Here is a 19,852-nt window from a genome sequence, read left to right as displayed (position 1 = left end):
TTAAAAGATAATTATCATTCAACAAAAATTTTTGTGTGTGGTAGTTCAAGCAATTGGTTCAGGTAGTTTTTTTCAGAAAAAAAGCTGTCTCCCCAGGAAAAATACCCAATCCCTGACAAAATAGTGCTTTTAGCTTCATTGTCAAAAGCAAACGAATTTCCATTCTGACTTATCAGAAAGAAAAAAAGAATTATTGCCAGGTATTTGAAGGATAATTTCATGGTATAATTTGTTTAATATTTAATGAACTATGGTTTAACAAAAATGTTTGAGAAGAAGAAAAATAATTCCAGAAAAAAGTTTAATCTCTTCAATTTGTAAAAATTCCTTGTTCTTGTTTGCCCCTTTATGGACTGCAAAGGCAACAGGTCCGGGATAAGCTGCGGACCAAATGAGATTGTGAGTAAACAAATTGTATAGGATTTCCTCGACAAAGGCTAAAAATCATTTCTACAACCAATTTCTTGAATTGAAGGGCTATATATTTTTATGAAACCACACAAAAACGTTTATTGACCCTTAATGACACCTATTTTTCCATTAGATTTCCATTAGAATGGAATTTAACGACAAGGAATCCTCCTGTCTTAAGTTCTCCATTAAAAAGTAGCTTGCCATGAATTTCTTGAACAATATCCTCTGGAAGAATTGAGGTTATTTTTCCATCAGATAGTTTCCAATATCCAAGTCTCTCGCTAAAGTTTATAGGAATGTTTTTATCTACATTATCAATAATATACGCATCTTTTTCGGTTGAATACGCATAGAAAACCTTATTTTCAAAATTGTTAATGTATTCTCTTATAGGCACATCTGTCTCTGATTCAAACTGATGTAGAATTGGATATTCTTTACAACTAATAAACAATAAGGAAAAAAACAATACCGATTTTATAAAGCCTGATACATTGATTTCTTTTAACCTCATTTGATTTAGTAATAACACCAATCACTCATTTGGACGAAAGATTAACAATTTCATCATGACCAAATTATCAATTAGGAAAAAACTTCCCTTCTGAGGTTGTTTTAGAGGGGGAGAATGCCATACCCTAGTAGCTCAGGCTTTTACAGAAAGCTGAAGACCAGGACAAACAGCCATGAAATTCGGGAGTTTGTAAATAAACCCTTCCCGAATCTGTTTGCAAAAGAAATGAACCCTTTTAAAAAGTTGGAAGTATGTTTTATACAAAGCCGGAAATCAGAACACAGAATTAATATTCATTAAAACGAATCAGCAGGAAAATAAGGAGAGCAAAGCATTAATTGCTGCGCATTAAAAGCTTCCCTGGAGTTGTCATTCTTACCAATATTACCACTTACCAGAATGATATTGTAATCCGGCCCCTGGTCTGCCAAATGTATTTTAATATGTCCGTCGAAATCATTTATGGCCTCAAAATCAAATTCCTTTCCATCGGATAATATTCCGAGAACAGTCCTGCTTTGCAATGTTCTGCTGTCAATGGGGTTCAAGGCGTGGGCGATAGGCGCATCGCCCTGATCAAAACTCCCAAAATGAAGGTGACCAGTATAGAAATACGGATCATTGGATTTATCCCCAAAGAGTTGGATAAGAAGTTCGATATCTCCATTATCAAGGGTTTGAAATGTCGCTTTTCCATCAAAGTCAAAATCACTGGATTGGTAAAGATCGTATGAAAGACCTGCATCATTTACCAGGTTTTCTTCCGGTTGGCAGGAAATAAACCCCAAAAACACCAACGCAAATAGAAAATTATATCTCATATTTTTAATAATTGTTTTAACGGCCATTAGCCTGTCTATCGATGGAATTAGTATCTTGCTCCTATCTGCCGAGAGTTAGTTGCTTAATAATCACCCTATTGCGTGAAATTCCCCGCATGTTTGCCATCATGTTTTTGCTGAATATTCCTCTGTTTCTAAACGAATAGGTGGCTTTTTTGGTTTATCAATAATCAGATTTTATTCACTTTACTGACGAATATCATCCAAATTAATGAAAAGATTTTCAATTTTATTCAGTCAGCTCGACCAAACCAACAAAACCGGAGATAAACTCAAACTCCTGGAAAACTATTTTTCGTCGGCTTCTGATTTGGACAAGCTCTGGACACTGGCCCTGTTTACACACAAAAGACCCAAAAGGACGGTAAATACCAGGCAACTGAGGGAATGGTGTTGTGAGCTTGCGGGGATTTCTCCCTGGCTATTTGAGGAATCCTACCAAACGGTGGGCGACCTGGCGGAAACAATCGCTTTATTGTTACCCATAGCCAAAAAAAGCGCAGATCAGCCGCTACATTACTGGATAGGCTTCCTGGCATCGATTAAAGATAAAGAAGAAACAGCTAAAAAATCTGCTATTCTGGAGGCCTGGGAGGTTTTGACCAAAGAGGAAAGGCTTGTTTTCAATAAATTGATCACAGGCGGTTTTCGCATTGGTGTAAGCCAAAATCTGATTACCCGTGCTCTGGCGAATACTTATGGCCTGGAAAAGACAGAAGTGGCCCACCGCATCATGGGAAAATGGGACCCCTGGACGGCAGACTTCAATGCCATGCTGTTGGAACCTGATTTTTCTGATAACCTGTCCCGCCCCTACCCTTTTTTCCTTGCCCATCCCCTGGACCAAAGCAATGAGTTGCCAGGCAAGAGAGCTGAATGGCAGGCAGAGTGGAAATGGGATGGTATCCGTGGCCAGGTAATCAACCGCAAAGGGGAAATTTACATCTGGTCAAGAGGGGAAGAACTGCTCACCGATAAATTTCCCGAATTAAAAGTAATGGTAGAAAATTTACCTGAAGGCACCGTTCTTGATGGAGAAATACTTCCCTTTGAGAATGGTAAGCCCCTGCCCTTTGCCCTGTTACAAACCAGGATCGGACGAAAGCAGGTGAGCGCCAGCCTGATGAAAAAGGCCCCTCTGAGCTTTATATCCTATGACCTGCTGGAATGGCAGGGAGAGGACATCAGGCATTGGCCTTTGAAAACCAGACGGAAACAATTGGAAAAACTAGTGGCGGATTGGCCATCTGAAAAATTAGAAATCTCCAAACTTATCGAATCAGAAACCTGGGAAGAGCTGGCCGGTTTTCGGGAACAGTCCCGGGAGGTCAAAGCAGAAGGCCTGATGTTGAAGCATATCGATTCTCCTTATGAAACTGGCAGGAAAAGAGGAAGCTGGTGGAAATGGAAAATCGATCCTTTAACCATAGACGGGGTGATGATTTATGCGCAAAAGGGCCATGGAAGGAGGGCCGATCTATACTCAGATTATACCCTGGCCGTATGGAAAGGAAAAGAACTCATTCCCTTTGCCAAGGCTTACTCCGGACTTACCGATAAGGAAATGCAATCTGTGGACGCCTTTGTGAAAAAAAACACCAAAGAGCGGTTTGGGCCTGTGAGAACCGTGAAACCTGATTTGGTTTTTGAAATAGCCTTTGAAGGGATTCAGGAAAGCCCACGACACAAATCAGGAATCGCATTGAGATTTCCAAGAATTCACCGATGGAGAAAAGACAAGCCCATTGAGGAGGCCAATACCCTGGAAGATTTACAACTACTTTTGGAAAAGTATGGAAAATAGATGGGCAGAAGAGTGGTTTGCCAGCAAGGGTTGGGTGCCTTTTGACTTCCAAAAAGAGTGTTGGAAGCATTACCTGGAAGGAAAAAGCGGCCTGCTAAATGCTCCTACAGGATCTGGAAAAACCATGGCCCTATTTATTCCGGTATTGATGGAATACGTTCGTAAACACCCAAAAACATGGGATAAACCAAGAAAAAATGGTCTGCAACTGATTTGGATTACACCGCTCAGGGCTCTGGCACAGGACATACAGCAGGCCATGAAACAGGTTTGTGAAGAAATGGGTATTCCCTGGCAGATTGGGGTTAGAAACGGCGATACCAGTACTGCTGAGAGACAAAAACAGAAAAGGTCCATGCCGGAATGTCTGGTGACCACACCAGAAAGCCTTCATTTACTCTTTACCCAGAAGGACAATCACCAAATTTTTAAGGATCTGCAGACGCTTGTCGTGGATGAATGGCATGAATTGCTCGCCAATAAAAGGGGGGTTCAGGTGCAATTGGCCCTACAACATGTCCACACGCTGGCACATGAACCGTTGAAGGTATGGGGCATTTCAGCAACAATTGGTAACCTTACTCAGGCACATGAGGTCCTATTGGGGAAATCCACTCCAAAACTCATTGTCCGGTCTTCAATAAAAAAGGATATCCGGGTAAAATCTATCCTTCCGGATGAAGTGGAAAAATATCCCTGGGCAGGGCATTTGGGGGTAAAATTATTGTCTAAGATCATTCCTATCATTGCATCCAGCCAAAGCGTGCTGCTTTTTACCAATACCCGTTCCCAAACTGAAATCTGGTACCAGAAAATTTTGGAGGCAAAACCGGAATGGGCTGGAATTATTGCCATGCACCATGGGTCACTGGACCCGGGAGTCAGGGCCTGGGTAGAAAATGCCTTGCATGAAAAAAAGCTTAAACTTGTGGTCTGCACCAGCAGTCTGGATCTGGGGGTAGATTTTCGTCCAGTGGATACCGTCATACAGGTAGGCGGTCCAAAGGGAGTAACCCGCTTTGTGCAGAGAGCAGGAAGGGCGGGCCACCGTCCCGGAGCAAGAAGCAGCATCTATTTCGTGCCTACGCACTCCCTTGAATTGATTGAAGCCAGTGCCTTGAGGCATGCCATCGAAGCCGGCCAATTTGAAGAACAGGTACCATTGGAAGATTGCTATGATGTGTTGATCCAGTTTTTGGTCACGCTCGCAGTCGGTGAAGGTTTCTTACCGGAAAAAATTTTCCCGGTGATCAAAAAAGTACATGCTTATGAAGGATTGAGTACTGAAAAATTTGCCTGGCTGTTGGAATTTGTCACCATAGGAGGAAAAGCCCTGGGCAGCTATGAGGAATTTTCAAAAGTAGAGATTCTATCAGACGGCTTGCACAAGGTAACCAATAAAAAAATGGCCATGAGGCACCGTCTTTCGATGGGAACCATTGTCAGTGACCCCATGATTCAGGTGAAATACATGACGGGCGGTTACATAGGTTCTGTGGAAGAAAGTTTCATTAGTAAGCTCAAAACGGGAGATGTATTTTGGTTTGCAGGCCGAAGCCTTGAATTTGTAAATATCAAAGAAATGAAGGCCCAGGTAAGGAAATCCAAAAAGAAAACCGGTACCATCCCCAGGTGGATGGGGGGAAGGATGCCCCTGTCATCCAGATTGGCAGCACTTATTCGGGATGAACTCGACAAAGCAGCAAACAATCAATTAAGTGCTATTGAACTCCGGACCATACAACCCATATTACAGCTACAGCAATCTTTGTCCAAAATCCCCGACAAAAAATCTCTTTTGATTGAAACCTGCAAAAGCAGGGAAGGATACCATGTATTTATCTTTCCATTTGAAGGTAGATTTGTCCATGAGGTACTTGCGGCATTGGTGGCCTACCGAATAAGCGTAAGCCATCCGATCAGTATAAGTATCGCCATGAATGATTATGGATTTGAATTGCTCTCTGATAGTCCTATACCCATCGGGGACGCTCTTGAAACTGACCTTTTTTCTCCTGAGAATTTGATGGAAGATGTATTTTCCAGTATCAATGAAAGTGAAATGGCCCGCCGGCGATTTCGTGAAATTGCCGCCGTTGCTGGCCTGGTATTTCAGGGGTATCCCGGAAAAGGAATCCAAACCAGGCACTTACAGGCCAGCTCAGGTATTTTGTATGGCGTATTTGAAACCTATGATCCGGATAATCTGCTACTGGCTCAGGCAAGAAGTGAAGTGCTAAACATACAAATGGAAAAAAGCAGGCTGCAGAAAGTTATTCAGCGGATCAACCAACAAAAAATTCAGTTGCTTAATACCGTGAGGATAAGTCCTTTTGCCTTTCCTATTATGGTGGACAGGCTTAGCAGAAACAGCCTGAGTTCTGAAAAAATAGAAGACCGAATCCAGCGCCTACAAGCCGAACTATTGGCTTAAAACTTGTTTTGGAGGGATTTTAGCCGTAAATTAGAACTTTATTTGTCAACATCATTTAAATCTTTCCATTTATACCGAACCTTATGAAATCGACATTTCTTGCAGTGATAATGACTTTTCTATATGTGGCCTGTATGGGCCAGACTCCTCCCAATGGCCCTGAAGTCACCGAGCCAGAATGGAGCAATTATGACATCGAAACAGTAGTCGGTGATTTGAAACTGCCCTGGGGTTTGGCATTTTTACCGGATGGCAGCATGTTGATTACCGAAAGAGCCGGTGAACTGATCCACTTTAAAAATGGTGAAAAAACCATGATAAAAGGGGTACCGGAAGTAAGGGCCAAAGGTCAGGGTGGCCTGTTGGATATTACCCTTCATCCCGATTATTCCAGCAACGGGTGGATTTACATGTCTTATTCCTCTGAAGAGGGACCAGGTGATGGTGCCCATACGGCCATCAGCCGGGCAAAATTACAAGGCAATCAATTGTCCAACCTTGAGGTCTTATATAAAGCTACCCCAAATACCGATGCCGGGCAGCATTATGGATCCAGAATTGTATTCGACAAGGACGGTTACATGTTCTTTTCTATCGGGGAGAGGGGCAATCACCAGGAAAACCCACAAGACATTACGCGAGATGGTGGCAAGGTATATCGTTTAAAGGATGATGGAAGCATACCTGACGATAATCCCTTTGTCAATAATGCGGCTGCAAAAAAAGCCATTTATTCTTATGGTCACAGAAATCCTCAGGGAATGATCCTACACCCGGAAACCGGTGAAATTTGGGTGCATGAACATGGCCCAAGAGGAGGTGATGAAATCAATGTGGTAAAAAAAGGAGCGAATTATGGCTGGCCGGAAATATCTTATGGCATCAATTACAATGGAACCATCCTGACGGAGGATACTGCCAAACCCGGAATGGAGCAACCCCTCTATTATTGGGTTCCTTCCATTGCTCCAAGTGGTTTTGCCCTGGTAACAGGAGATAGGTACCCAGCTTGGAAAGGAGACCTGTTAGTGGGTTCCCTGAGTTTTGCCTACCTGGAAAAACTTAGCCTGGAAGGCGAGGAAGTAACCAAAAGAGAAAAAGTTATTGATGGCATGGGGAGGGTCCGAAATGTAATACAGGGACCGGACGGTTATATTTATGCAGGGATAGAAGGCAAAGGCATTGTGAAAATCCTTCCTAGAAATTAGGTTTAAAGAGCATTCGCGAAAACTGCCTGTTTTCATCCATTAAGATAATGGAATATCCGAAAAAATTCTAAGACTTATTACCAGTTACAAATTTTAAATAATGCCGAACGATAAGTATGATTTTATCATCATTGGCGGCGGCTCTGCCGGAAGTGTGTTGGCCAATAGATTGAGCAAAGATCCTAAAAACAAAGTACTCGTTATTGAAGCAGGAAGGCTGGACCATGGCTGGGATTTCAGGATCCACATGCCTGCAGCGCTTACCTACCCCTTGAGTAATAATTTTTACAATTGGGGATACGAATCAGACCCCGAGCCATACATGCACAATAGAAGGATCTACCAGCCAAGGGGAAAAGTGTTGGGGGGATCAAGTTGTATCAATGGCATGATTTATATCCGGGGCAATGCCTTAGATTATGAAAAGTGGGCGCAAGACGAAGGATTGGAGGCCTGGAGCTATGCCCATTGCCTTCCTTATTTTAAACGCATGGAAAACCGGCTGATCGGAGGGGATAGTTACCGGGGTGAAGGCGGTCCGTTGCACCTTACCACGCCAAAATGCGATAATCCTCTTTTTGATGCATTTTTTAAATCTGTGCAGGAGGCAGGCTATCCATTGACTGAGGATGTAAATGGTTACAAGCAGGAAGGATTCGGGAAATTTGATGCCACTATATATAAGGGCAGGCGCTGGAATGCTGCGCGGGCATATGTGCACCCTGTGATGGATCGAAAAAACCTGACCATCAGTTTGAAATCAAATGTTTCTAAAATCCTGTTTGATGGTAATAAAGCAATTGGTGTGACCTATTCCAAGGGAGGAAAAATGCATACCGCGCATGGCGGTCAAATCATTTGTTGTGGGGGAGCCATCAATTCCCCTCAGGTATTGCAACTATCCGGAATTGGTAACGGGGAAGAATTGACAAAATTAGGCATTCCTGTTGTTGCCGATCTCAAAGGAGTAGGAGAAAACCTTCAGGATCACCTGGAAGTTTATGTGCAATGGACTGCTAAAAAGCCGGTTAGCCTCTACCCTTCCCTGAAATTTTACAACCAACCCAAAATCGGTCTGGAATGGCTTTTCAATAAAACGGGCGTTGGAGCCAGCAACCATTTCGAAGCCGGTGGATTTATCAGAGGCAATGATGAGGTGGCCTACCCCAACCTGCAATATCACTTTTTACCCATTGCCATCCGTTATGATGGTTCGGCTCCCAATGAAGGACATGGCTTCCAGTTGCATGTAGGGCCTATGAACACCGATGTCAGGGGACATGTGAAAATAAAGTCCGATGATCCTTCGGAATACCCCAGTATTCTTTTCAATTACCTGTCCACCGATCAGGAAAGAAAAGAATGGATAGAAGCCATTCGCTGTACGCGCAAACTGATCAACCAACCTGCTTTTGATACCTTGAGAGGCAAGGAAATTTCACCTGGTGATGGTGTTGAAACCGATGAGGAAATTCTGGATTTTGTGGCCAGAGAGGGAGAAAGTGCATACCACCCCAGTTGTACCTGTAAAATGGGTTATGATGATATGTCTGTAGTAGATAGCCAGCTAAAGGTTCATGGTATTTCTAATCTGAGTGTGGTGGATGCTTCTGTCATGCCGCATATTACCAATGGCAACATTTATGCACCGGTGATCATGATTGCAGAGAAAGCTGCTGACATTTTGCTGGGAAATACCCCCGAAGCCCCACAAGAGGTCCCTTTTTACAAACATTCACCTAAGGTGGAAAAAAATCAGTTCACCCATTAATGGATTTACTTCATCAATTCATCAATGGCCAATGGGTGCCGGCAAAAGCCGGAGCCCAAAGGTCCATCCAAAATCCCTTTGACCAAAAAGTCATTGCTCATGTGTCAGAAGGTGACCGGGAAGATGCCAAAGCAGCTATAGAAAGTGCCCAAAATGCATTTCACCAGGGAGAGTGGTCAAAAATATCAGCCACAGAACGTGGTAAAATGATTTATGAATTGGGAAACCTTATTGAGGCCCAAAAAGAAAAGCTGGCAGAATTGGAAACCCTGAATACGGGAAAAACCTACACCGAAAGCCTGTGGGACATGGATGATATTGCGGGAATTTTCAGGTATTACGGCGGACTGGCAGATAAGCATGCCGGAGAGGTCATAGCCAGTCCCAACCCAAATACGCATAGCCGCCTGGAAAGGGAGCCGGTAGGCGTGGTAGGGATGATCTGCCCCTGGAATTACCCTTTGTTGCAAGCCGCCTGGAAAATTGCTCCGGCACTGGCAGCAGGATGTACGCTAGTCATCAAACCCAGCGAAATAACTCCTTTGACTACCATCGAATGGACCAGATTGGCAATGCAGGTCGGTTTTCCCCCTGGGGTGATCAATACCGTACTGGGCCCGGGTCATTCAGTGGGTGCAGAACTGGCTGAAAACCATTCCGTAGACATGATCTCCTTTACGGGTGGGGTGCTGACTGGCAAGAAGATCATGCAGGCCGCTGCCGGAAACGTCAAAAAAGTAGCTCTGGAACTGGGAGGCAAAAATCCGCATATCCTTTTTGAGGATGGCGACTGGCAATCCGCCATAGATTTTATCCTCAACGGTGTTTTTTTCCATGCCGGACAAATTTGTTCTGCCGGCACCAGATTGCTGGTTGCTTCAGGTATCCATGACCAGGTAGTCTCCTTATTGGAGCAAAGAATCCGAAATATCCGATTGGGAAATGGTATGGATGAAAAGACCCAAATGGGCCCTTTGATCTCCGCTGACCAATTGCAGAAAGTCGAAAATCATGTTCAAACTGCGGTTCAGGAAGGGGCCAAACTGCTCGTTGGGGGAAAAAGACCGGAGGAGCCGGATCTAAAACAAGGTTTTTTTTATGCACCTACCCTATTGGTCGGATGCGAGGAAAACATGCGCATCGTACAAGAGGAAGTTTTTGGACCTGTAGTCCATGTGGAAAAATTTGAGACGGAAGAAGAAGCCATTAAAAAATCCAACAATACCATATATGGCTTGTCAGGAGGTTTTTGGTCCAGAGATCCCGAACGGATTGATCGGGTATCCAGGGCCCTCCGATTTGGTACGGTATGGATCAATGATTTCAACGTGTACTTCACCCAGGCGCCATGGGGAGGATACAAACAATCCGGTCTTGGAAGAGAACTGGGTCATACTGGCCTGGAAGAGTTTCAGGAAATCAAGCACATTTACCAAAATTTTAACCCCCAGCCCATAAATTGGTTTGGGAAGTAAAACTACAATATCATCGATACCAGGACGCTAGGCATTTTCGTAACCCTTTTCTTTTACCTGATCATTCTGCTTACTGGATATTATGCCAGTAGAAAGGAATCGGGAGATCAAAGTTCGCAAGGCATGCTACTGGCAGGCAGGCGGATGCCGGCATGGATAGGGATTTTTACCATGACTGCTACCTGGGTAGGTGGCGGCTATATCATCGGCACCAGTGAGGCAGTATATGACAGTGCCCGGGGGCTGGTCTGGGCCCAGGCTCCCTGGGGCTATGCCCTGAGTTTGATTTTGGGAGGTTTGTTTTTTGCTAAAAAGATCAGAAGCTTTGGTTTCACCACCTTTATTGATGTTTTTGAAAACAAATATGGCAAAAAGACCGCCGCTGTTCTTTTCATCCCTGCTTTGATAGGAGAGATTTTCTGGAGTGCTGCTATATTGGCTGCCCTGGGAATTACTTTTGCCACTATATTTGGCCTGGATCTGGAGACGGCCATTTTGGTATCGGCGAGTATTGCGGTGGGCTATACCATGCTGGGAGGCCTGTGGTCTGTAGCCTATACGGATGTAGTGCAGCTCGCATTTATTATCATTGGTCTGGGCATCAGCATACCTTTTGCCCTGGATAAAATCGGCGGATTAGAGCAGGCCTTGGTACTTTATGACCAAAACATAGCCAATGGCTTTACCTTATTCCCTTCCCTCAATGCTTTCACTGGCAATGATCCCGATTGGGGAAACGGGATATGGGTTTGGGTGGACTTTGCCTTGTTGCTGGTCATGGGAGGCATACCCTGGCAGGTTTATTTTCAGCGCGTATTGTCCTCCAATTCCGATAAATCCGCTGTGAGGCTTTCCATATTTGGTGGGATTTGTTGCGCCCTGATGGCCATACCTGCCATATTTATCGGAGTAGCGGGTGTAGGTTTTGACTGGAGCACATCCTCCCTGGGTACAGCTCCGGAAGCCACCATGGTACTTCCCTATGTACTCCTGGAAATGACACCGCCTTTGATCGCAGCCCTGGGACTGGGAGCAGTTGCGGCCGCGGTAATGTCATCTGTAGATTCCTCCATATTATCTGCCTCCTCTATGTTTACCTGGAATCTATACCGCCCACTCATCAAACCCTCCTGTACCGACAAACAAATAAAATTAACCATTCGTCTGGCCATTCTGGTAATCGGGGCCATTTCCACCTGGCTGGCCCTGACCCTTCAAAGTGTGTATGAGCTTTGGTACCTATGTGCCGACCTGGTCTATGTGGTGCTGTTTCCCCAATTGGTATTGGCTCTTTATTTCAAGAAAAGCAATCAATATGGTGCCATTGCAGGAATTCTGGTAGGCTTGATTTTGAGGTTTGGCGGTGGAGAACCCATTTTCGGTATAGAACCCTTCCTACCCTACCCAATGAATGATCCTGTTGCTGGCATACAGTTTCCTTTCCGAACCTTTGCCATGTTGGCCAGCTTGTTAACCATTGTATTGGTATCATACCTGACCCATGCTAAGGTCAAAGAAAAATAGGCCTATGAAAAATTTGCTGCTTTCCTCGCTTTTCCTGATTTGCTGCAAACTGACTCTTGCCCAAACCGAAAGGCTAATCCTGGACACAGATCTCGATTCGGATGTAGATGATGTGGGGGCTATGGCCATGTTGCATACCCTTGAAGATCATGAACGGGTAGAAATATTGGGCATTATTGTTACCAGTGATGATCTTCATGCCCCACTTTGTGCCGATGCCATCAATCATTATTTCGGAAGGCCTCAGATTCCCATAGGAGTAGAAAAAGGAATTGATTTGAGAGAATTCTCCAAATACACCCGGGCGATCAGCCATACCTTTCCAAAGCGGCTGAACGAGTATGCCGATGCCGAAGATGCAACCCGGCTATACCGTAAACTCCTGGCAAAAGAAGCAGACAGCAGTGTCACCATTGTTACTATAGGTCATTTGACGAATCTGATGCATTTGATACAGTCTGCTCCTGATGATATCAGTAAACTCTCAGGTTTTGAACTGATCCGAAAAAAAGTAAAGCTATGAGCCTGTATGGGCGGACAATTTCCAGTGGGCAAAGAAGCCAATTTCTACAGACCTGACCCGGAATCCACCCAAATCACAGTGGAACAATGGCCGGGCAGGGTGATATATTCCGGATGGGAAATCGGCAATGAAGTCATTACCGGAGGAGAATATCTTAAAAAATCCCTAAAACCCGATAGCCCCGTCTATATGGGTTATCAATTGTACAATGACTTTTCGGGCAGGCAAAGTTGGGACCAATCGGTATTGCTGTACCTTATCTCACCAGACAGCTATTGGGAGCTAAGCCCCAAAGGAATGGCCATTGTTCATGATGATGGCAGCAATGCGTGGAAAACGGATAAAAACGGGCAGCAACAATACCTCATGGCCAAAACCCCTCCCACAGAAGTTGCCAAAATCATCGATGCCCTGATGGTAGGACATTACAGGGCTGATTTTTAGGGTATGGTCTGAAAGCAAATTCAACCCAGGTAATTCAGTTGATTGCTGTAAAGCCCTATAAACAAAAAGGCCGGAGTTTCAATTTTCATGAAACCCCGGACAAACCCTACATTAAAAAATAACCAACTAACCAAAATTCTTTCCAAGCTTTTACACTTTGACCATTTTTTCTTTTCCCAGACCTTACGGGCCAGGTTTAAAAAACCGATACCTAAACCTCAAATATTCTTTTATCTTATTGCTGTTTGATAAAATAAAGGTAACAGATAAAAAATGGTAATTATAATATTTTACCATATTTTTTACTATTAAAATGAACAAAACATTTTTTTTAATTTTGAAAAACAAAATTAATTGTATGGATTATTTTAAACCAACTATTTTGCATTTGCCAAAGCCTTAAAAGGGATTTGTCCAATTTAGGGTACTTAAAATCAATTGGTTACAAGGTTTTTAACAGGAAAAGGTATAGGTAGCCTGGGAAATTTTATTTGTTATTCCCCGGCTCATTCCATCAACAGTAAAAAAGATTCTTTTATGGTTCCAAAAAGCGATTTATAGATCCACTCTTTTATTTTAAAATTGATCGTACATCCAGCCACTTAAAATAGCCAATCCAAAACTCAATAAAGTTCCAATCAAAATGTACTCTGTCAATTTTCTATCCTTTGACTGCCGGAGATCTCCGAATCTAAAAACTGACTTTGCCGCTACCAAAAACCCTATGGCCTCCCATCTTCCTGCCATGATAAATACAAATACAAACCAGCGCTCCAGTATACCTATATATTGGCCTGCTTTATCCAGGGAAGCCGTATGATCATCCGGCAGCGGGTTCCATCTGGATATAATGGTTTTGATGATCACGGATGCCGGTAAAGATAAAAACACAAAAATTGTGACGGCCAGCCAATGCTTGTCCCTGAGCTGAAAAATCCAGTCAAACAGGGAATGGTCATAGAACCATACTGCGACAAGTAAAGTAAGCAAATGGGCGGATTGGTCGATAAAAAACCAATACCGCCTGCTTTGCTCATTTTGAGCATATAATTTTATCAGGTCAATGAGCCCATGGGCCATTGTGATTCCCAAAGCATAGGGCCAGAAATCAATATCGGCTACCAGAAGCATCAGCAACAAGCCATGTACCAGCAAATGCAGGTACAGTTGATAAGCACCCAACTTTTTGCTTTCCTTGGCTGCTACCCACTTCCTGGGCTGAAAAACAAAATCCCCTAATAAATGGGCCAATATGAGCTTAATTAAAATGATCATGACAAGTACATTTCCAATTTACGGGGAAAATAATCCAACAAAGCATTGACTGTATCAAACCTGGCTCTGGATAACCTGGCACTTATGGCATGCTGGCTGATTCCCTCCAACTCCCCAAGTTCCCGCTGTGTTTTTTCGGGGTGCTTCATGACCAGGTAAACCGTACTGGCTGAATTTTCTGTCCATTCATCCATTACTGTCAGAGCTAATTTCAACATCAGGTTAATTTCCTGATCAAATACATCAAAGGGACTTTTGATCAGCAATGCCTGGTTGCTTTTTGACAGGTTCTCAAATGCCTCCCCAGAATGTATATAGGCTGTTCCGTTGTTTTCCAGAAGGCGTTTTGACCTGAAATTTTCATCTCCCAAACCAATACCCATCCTGATATCCAAGGGGGCTATTGATTTGATTCTTGCCTTCATTCTGATAGCAACCTGCAGCACATCCGCAGGATCCTCCAATTTCAATTGAAAGCTGTCTCCGCGGTAGATGTCCCAGTCCACTCCTGCTTTGCCCCAAATCTCCAACTCAGCCTTTAGCAGCCCCATCCATTTTTCTGCTGGTACCATCCTGGAATCCTTGATGTCTCCGGTTATGATTGCAATCATTACAATATCCTGTTATTAAATGATAATTAAATATATCACATAAAAACATGATAATCAATTTTATCAATTAAAAAGGTGATAATTTAACTAAACATTAATCAAAAAGCGATCCACCACTCCTACCATACCAATTAAAAGCATCCCTATCAATCCTGTAAAAACCAAATAATATAGGGTAGGTAAAACAGTTTTTCTCAGTACGCTCCCCTCTTTGCCCAACAAACCCACGGTAGCTGAAGCAGCCACCACGTTATGGATAGCGATCATGTTACCTGCGGCTGCTCCTACGGCTTGCAAGGCAAGGACCCAGGTGGGGGCCATTCCCAACTTGTCGGCAACACCATACTGAAAAAGACTGAACATCAGGTTGCTGACAGTATTGCTTCCGGCAATAAATGCACCTAGAGCCCCAATCATGGGGGCAAAAAATGGATAAATCATCCCTACCTTTTCTGCCGTCCATTCAGCCATTAAGATTGGCATGGCCACCAAGCCTGAGTCATTTTCTCCGGAATTGATGTATACCCTCACCATGGCCACGGCAAATAACAGTACTGCACCTGCCTTCAGGATCATCAAACCGCTATCCTTTAGAGCAAGCTTCACCGAAGCACCCTTCATCTGATGGAGAAAATAGGTCATGCAACAAACCAATAAAAGGATGGTCCCTGGTAAATACAAGGGGGTACTGCTGCCTGAAATGTTGGTACCTAAAATACCTTCCAGGCCAAAGGAAATACCGGTCAGCCAGGCTTTGACGGGCAATTGGGGCAATCGGCTGATGACCAATAAAATGGCCAGAATAATATAGGGCATCCATGCCTTAATCAAAGTTACCCTGGCAACCGCGTTCTTGGAGCCGGCAGCAGGGATATTTAAGGTACCTTTCCATGCAGGTGGCCAGGCACCAGAAGCTTCCAAATCCCAAACCTTCCGCGGAACCAAAAAACCAATTTTAGCCGCTGTAACCACTAAAGCCAAACCAACCAAGGAGCCAATCAATGAAGGGAATTCAGGCCCCAGGTATATGCCTGTAATCAAATAAGGCAATGTAAAGCAAAAGCCAGCAAACAAGGCAAAGGGAAAAATTTGGAGACCTTCCCTCCATGACCTCTTTTTTCCAAAAAACCGGCAAAGCATCAATACCATCAAAAATGGCATCAGGGTTCCCACCACTGCATGAATAATGGCTGCATTGGCGGTGACTTTGAGCAAAACTTCTGAAAATTCCCAACCGAGTAAATCAAGCCTGGAAGTCAATTCGGGACTTTCCAGACCACCCCTTATCCCTACCAATATGGGCGTACCTACGGCCCCGAATGTTACGGCTGTGCTTTGCACCATCATTCCCAAAACCACTGCAGCCAAGGCCGGAAACCCCAGGGCCACCAGTAAGGGGGCAACAATTGCAGCAGGAGTACCGAAGCCTGCTGCGCCTTCGATAAAAGAACCAAAAAGCCAAACGATGATGATCACCTGTACTCTCCTGTCGGCACTTATTCCCTGAAAACCATTCCGGATGGTATCCACCCCACCGGAATATTTCAATAAATTGAGTAGCAGTATCGCTGCGAATACAATATACAATATATCAAAGGTGATGAAAAAACCTTGTATGGTGGCAGCCACAATGGTCAGCAATGACATCTCCCAAAAGATATAGGCCAGAATCGATGTCAGCAAAAAGGTCACCGGCATGGTGATCCTGGCAGACAGCCTAAAACCTACCAACATGATTGCGGCAAGTAAAATGGGAAAAAGAGCAAGTAAAAACAGCAGGTTCATCGACATGGCATTCCGGAAAGACTTAAACGGTAAAATCCAGATTTTCAGTGACCCGCTCTCCCTTTTCTTTCAATTTTTTCACATAAAGGTGTATCCTATCTTCCGCAATTTTCAAATTCGTATTATTCAGATTGATATTCAATAAATCGATAAACCAGGGAATCTTAATGTCCTCTTTAACGTACACGTCAACGATTTTTCTTGCAATTGGAAGGGTTGTATCTTTAGATGCATTGTATACATCTTTATCATTGGCATTCAGTAGCTTATCATATTCCTCTTTAAGTAATTTATCGAATGTTTTTTCAGAAAAAGTGTCCCCTTTGACCAAGCCTGTTTCTGGATCATCTTCCGTAATTTCAGCGCCTTTGTGAAGCCATTCCCAAAGAATACTCAAACGGATTTCTCCTGTGGCCATATCTTCCATCAGGTAAAGAACATCATCATCCCCAAAGAAATCCGCAGGTTTCAGAGCTGCAGCCTGCATGCCCTGTCCAAAGGCATTGCCATATTGCAAACCAACACTCAACAGGTTTCTGGCTCCTCTGATGGTCCTTGGTGCTTTTTCTAGTAGTATCAAGCCAGCTGCATCTTCGGAAGAATAAGTCAAAGGAGGAAATTTTCTTCCCAGTTGATTGGCTTCACCTTTCTTTTCCCATACCGGGCGAATGATGTGAACCATTTTCCAATGCGCTACCCATTTGCCACTCGCTCCCTCCCGCTGCTCTCTCTCTGCTCCTGAAATGGCTTTATTCATACTATTGCTCACGCCTTCTTCTGAGCCCACCGGAATATTAGGCTCCATTCCTCCTTGCCAAAGGGCAAAATTCCCAAGCTGGTCAGCCGTATTGACTGCCCTTCTTACCCGGTCCTCGTAATTTCTCATGTATCCATAGGTCATCCCTATGGATTCTATATTTGGATTGATAAAGGAAGGATCCCAGGCCATGGCATCGGATACGCTATTGATGTAATCCCACCTGCCGGTATTGTAACCAACAAAATGTTTGCCCAGGGCTGCCCTGATTTCCATCAGCTGATAAGTTGCCTCAAGCTGTTCCACCAAAATATAAACCTTTACCGCTCCTTCTTCCAATCCAAGGTGCTTTTCCAGATGGGATATCATCTTGTTCCATAAAGCCGCTTCTTCAGCTGTCTGGATCTTTGGCAGGTAAAGCACGATAGAGGAACCTTTTTCCCGGAGCACCTGATAATTATTGGTCACATATAGCACCAGATCTGCAATAGAGGCAGAAAATGAAGCGCCATCTTTCATGCGCAGGTGTCTGTCATCCAGATGGAGGCCCCTGGCCCTGAAAATAACAGTAGTAAAATCCAACTGTAATTTATAGTCCCGGATCTTCTCCTCTCCAAAAAATTCTTTGGACCAGCTGTTCATTTGTGCTGCCACCTGCTCAGCCACAGTTAAAAAAACGGGTGCTCGATGAATGGCTAACTTTAGGTTTCTTTGATTATCCAGCGACATGGTACCCGTTTGACCCAAAGCATCTTCACCATCAAACATCCAACCGTCGGCACCTGACAACAGCGCATAGGCTACATTTCGTATACTGCTTTCCAAAGGGGCGTTGGGTTTGGCTCCAGGCCCTGTACCCTGAACCCACTGCCTTTGCAGGTCTTTGGGTATGGCCGTTCCTTCAAATTTCCCGCTTCTTGCATCTTCCACTTTGATTGAAGTACCGGGGATATTTGTAGAAGGGTCTAAAAAATCAATCCGCTTCTGCTTTTGCCTTCTTTCCTGCCTCCTGCGCAAACGGACTTCCATTAACTTTTTCACCTCCGCATTAAAAGGTGCCATTAATTCCAGGGCAGACAATACCTCATCGGTATAGACATCCTGATATTCCTGATTTAAATTATTGCGGATAATGATACTTTTTTCAGTCATAGGTTACTCAATTGAAGTTTAAATGAACTAAGGGTTTTTTGAATGGCTTTTAAATTTATGTTTTTGCAACAGAAAAATCTCTTTTATTTTCTACCTAAACCAAACTGGTCTCCCGCAGCTATGGCCTTTTTGTTTTCCAGGTGCACTTCTATCATTTTTTCACTGGCTACGTAATTGTAAAATTCATCCTGGAGCGTATAGAGAATGGACCTGGTTTTCACATCAATCACCTCACCACTGGAAGGATAGGCGTACTTACCATCCAGACTAAAGGTAACCCAGCCTGGCATGTCTTGAAGGGGGATCGTTGTCAATTGTTGATAGGGAGGTTTTGCACTGAAAACATGCATGCGCATGTTGTGACCATCGCTAATCCATATTTCCTCCTCGTCCGGGGTTAACCCTATGCCGTGACTGGGGTTGCCGTGTCTTCTGACAGGCCCCTTGTCCCAACCCTCCACCACCACCTGTGCCAATTTCTTCCCGGATTTTAGGTCACCCACCTCAAAACCCAACAAATCATTCACATTGACAAATACAAGACTTTCATCGCTATTGATGGTAAAAGGTCTGATACCATTGGAAAAGGGACCGATTTTTTTAGCCACTGTATGGTTTTGTGTTTCTGCCACATGCAATAAAGGGGAGGCAATATCGGCCATATAAACCTGTCTTCCTGATGGCCCATAGATGGTGTTGTGGGCTCTTTGTACCACTTTGATTTTAGCAATCAAATCACCAGTCTCGCAATCCACCACATTCCAAAAATCTTTTTCAAGAGAGGGCATGTACATGGTCAGCCCATCGGGTGAGATGGACATCCGATCTGCCCCACCCTCATATTCCCTTTCCCAAACCAACTTCTCGGTTTCCAGGTCTATCCTTTGCAGACCCTCAAGGGTGCTGATAAAAATACTGTTCAGTGGAATGCTGATATCTATCCCTTTCACATTGGAGGGCTTTCCATCTGCTTTGAAACCTCTGGTAGGTATTCTTTTTACAAATTTGTGGTCATTGTCCATGTCAAAGACCAGCAATCCGTGACCACCATACCCCAGGTAATTTCTTATTCCAGGTACAGCTACATATAAATACCTTTTACCCGCGACTGATTGGTCTTCGCTATTCGTTTGCGGATAAGCTGGTGAGACAAATGCGCTCAGGAAAAAAAGGGTAAATACGACAACAGCACAAAAGGGCTTAAAGATTTTCATTAATTTGGGTTTATCATTCATAACGGTAAGCATTAATATAATACCAAAGATCCTGTCACGCAAATGATTGATTGGAATAAAAAATTAAATCCCTTTCAACCGGAG

General features: G+C 43.8%; 16 protein-coding genes. 8 read left to right on the top strand and 8 right to left on the bottom strand.

Annotated features, from left to right (window positions below; genetic code table 11):
- Positions 1-14: 14 nt before the first annotated feature.
- The 3 genes from HUJ21_RS12175 to HUJ21_RS12165 all read right to left on the bottom strand — a co-directional run bounded on the left by HUJ21_RS12175 (position 15) and on the right by HUJ21_RS12165 (position 1,749).
- Complete coding sequence (locus tag HUJ21_RS12175) at positions 15-221, bottom strand: hypothetical protein (RefSeq protein WP_291370142.1); 207 nt, start codon at positions 219-221, stop codon at positions 15-17.
- Between the two features lie 308 nt (positions 222-529).
- Positions 530-928, bottom strand: a complete 399-nt coding sequence (locus HUJ21_RS12170; protein ID WP_291370140.1) for a hypothetical protein — start codon at positions 926-928, stop codon at positions 530-532.
- A 296-nt stretch (positions 929-1,224) separates the two neighbouring features.
- Positions 1,225-1,749 carry a hypothetical protein gene (locus HUJ21_RS12165; protein ID WP_291370138.1) on the bottom strand — a complete coding sequence of 175 codons (525 nt, stop codon included), beginning with the start codon at positions 1,747-1,749 and terminating at the stop codon, positions 1,225-1,227.
- A gap of 232 nt (positions 1,750-1,981) precedes the next feature.
- On the opposite strand from HUJ21_RS12165, the gene HUJ21_RS12160 reads away from it, so the two are divergent.
- From HUJ21_RS12160 to HUJ21_RS12125, 8 genes are all read left to right on the top strand, one after another.
- Positions 1,982-3,574: an ATP-dependent DNA ligase gene (locus tag HUJ21_RS12160; RefSeq protein ID WP_291370136.1), complete on the top strand. Its 1,593-nt coding sequence runs from the start codon at positions 1,982-1,984 to the stop codon at positions 3,572-3,574.
- Positions 3,564-6,008, top strand: a complete 2,445-nt coding sequence (locus HUJ21_RS12155; protein ID WP_291370134.1) for a ligase-associated DNA damage response DEXH box helicase — start codon at positions 3,564-3,566, stop codon at positions 6,006-6,008. The genes HUJ21_RS12160 and HUJ21_RS12155 overlap by 11 nt, the downstream gene beginning before the upstream one ends.
- An 83-nt stretch (positions 6,009-6,091) precedes the next feature.
- Positions 6,092-7,216, top strand: a complete 1,125-nt coding sequence (locus HUJ21_RS12150) for a PQQ-dependent sugar dehydrogenase (RefSeq protein WP_291370132.1) — start codon at positions 6,092-6,094, stop codon at positions 7,214-7,216.
- Positions 7,217-7,316: 100 nt separating this feature from the next.
- Positions 7,317-8,987, top strand: coding sequence for a choline dehydrogenase (gene betA / locus HUJ21_RS12145; protein WP_291370130.1), 1,671 nt, complete (start codon positions 7,317-7,319; stop codon positions 8,985-8,987).
- On the top strand, positions 8,987-10,462 hold the full coding sequence (locus HUJ21_RS12140) for an aldehyde dehydrogenase family protein (protein WP_291370128.1): 1,476 nt from the start codon (positions 8,987-8,989) through the stop codon (positions 10,460-10,462). The genes betA and HUJ21_RS12140 overlap by 1 nt, the downstream gene beginning before the upstream one ends.
- 123 nt (positions 10,463-10,585) lie before the next feature.
- Complete coding sequence (locus tag HUJ21_RS12135) at positions 10,586-11,986, top strand: sodium:solute symporter family protein (protein WP_291370126.1); 1,401 nt, start codon at positions 10,586-10,588, stop codon at positions 11,984-11,986.
- A gap of 4 nt (positions 11,987-11,990) precedes the next feature.
- Complete coding sequence (locus HUJ21_RS12130; RefSeq protein WP_291370124.1) at positions 11,991-12,509, top strand: nucleoside hydrolase; 519 nt, start codon at positions 11,991-11,993, stop codon at positions 12,507-12,509.
- Between the two features lie 6 nt (positions 12,510-12,515).
- Entirely contained in the window at positions 12,516-12,953 is a 438-nt protein-coding gene (locus HUJ21_RS12125) for a hypothetical protein (protein WP_291370122.1), read from the top strand.
- A gap of 576 nt (positions 12,954-13,529) precedes the next feature.
- Here the strand turns inward: HUJ21_RS12125 and HUJ21_RS12120 are convergent.
- The 5 genes from HUJ21_RS12120 to HUJ21_RS12100 all read right to left on the bottom strand — a co-directional run bounded on the left by HUJ21_RS12120 (position 13,530) and on the right by HUJ21_RS12100 (position 19,747).
- The gene (locus HUJ21_RS12120) at positions 13,530-14,228 is read right to left on the bottom strand and encodes a DUF3307 domain-containing protein (RefSeq protein ID WP_291370120.1); all 699 of its coding nucleotides are present in this window, start codon (positions 14,226-14,228) and stop codon (positions 13,530-13,532) included.
- Positions 14,225-14,839, bottom strand: a complete 615-nt coding sequence (locus tag HUJ21_RS12115) for a transcriptional regulator (RefSeq protein WP_291370118.1) — start codon at positions 14,837-14,839, stop codon at positions 14,225-14,227. The genes HUJ21_RS12120 and HUJ21_RS12115 overlap by 4 nt, the downstream gene beginning before the upstream one ends.
- 87 nt (positions 14,840-14,926) lie before the next feature.
- The gene (locus HUJ21_RS12110) at positions 14,927-16,630 is read right to left on the bottom strand and encodes an L-lactate permease (RefSeq protein ID WP_291370116.1); all 1,704 of its coding nucleotides are present in this window, start codon (positions 16,628-16,630) and stop codon (positions 14,927-14,929) included.
- A 16-nt stretch (positions 16,631-16,646) separates the two neighbouring features.
- Entirely contained in the window at positions 16,647-18,533 is a 1,887-nt protein-coding gene (locus HUJ21_RS12105; RefSeq protein WP_291370114.1) for a malate synthase, read from the bottom strand.
- Positions 18,534-18,616: 83 nt separating this feature from the next.
- Positions 18,617-19,747: a hypothetical protein gene (locus HUJ21_RS12100; RefSeq protein WP_291370112.1), complete on the bottom strand. Its 1,131-nt coding sequence runs from the start codon at positions 19,745-19,747 to the stop codon at positions 18,617-18,619.
- Positions 19,748-19,852 lie beyond the last annotated feature (105 nt).

It is taken from the genome of Cyclobacterium sp., from assembly GCF_014762705.1.
Lineage (GTDB): Bacteria > Bacteroidota > Bacteroidia > Cytophagales > Cyclobacteriaceae > Cyclobacterium.
This window is presented reverse-complemented; position numbering and strand designations above follow the sequence as displayed.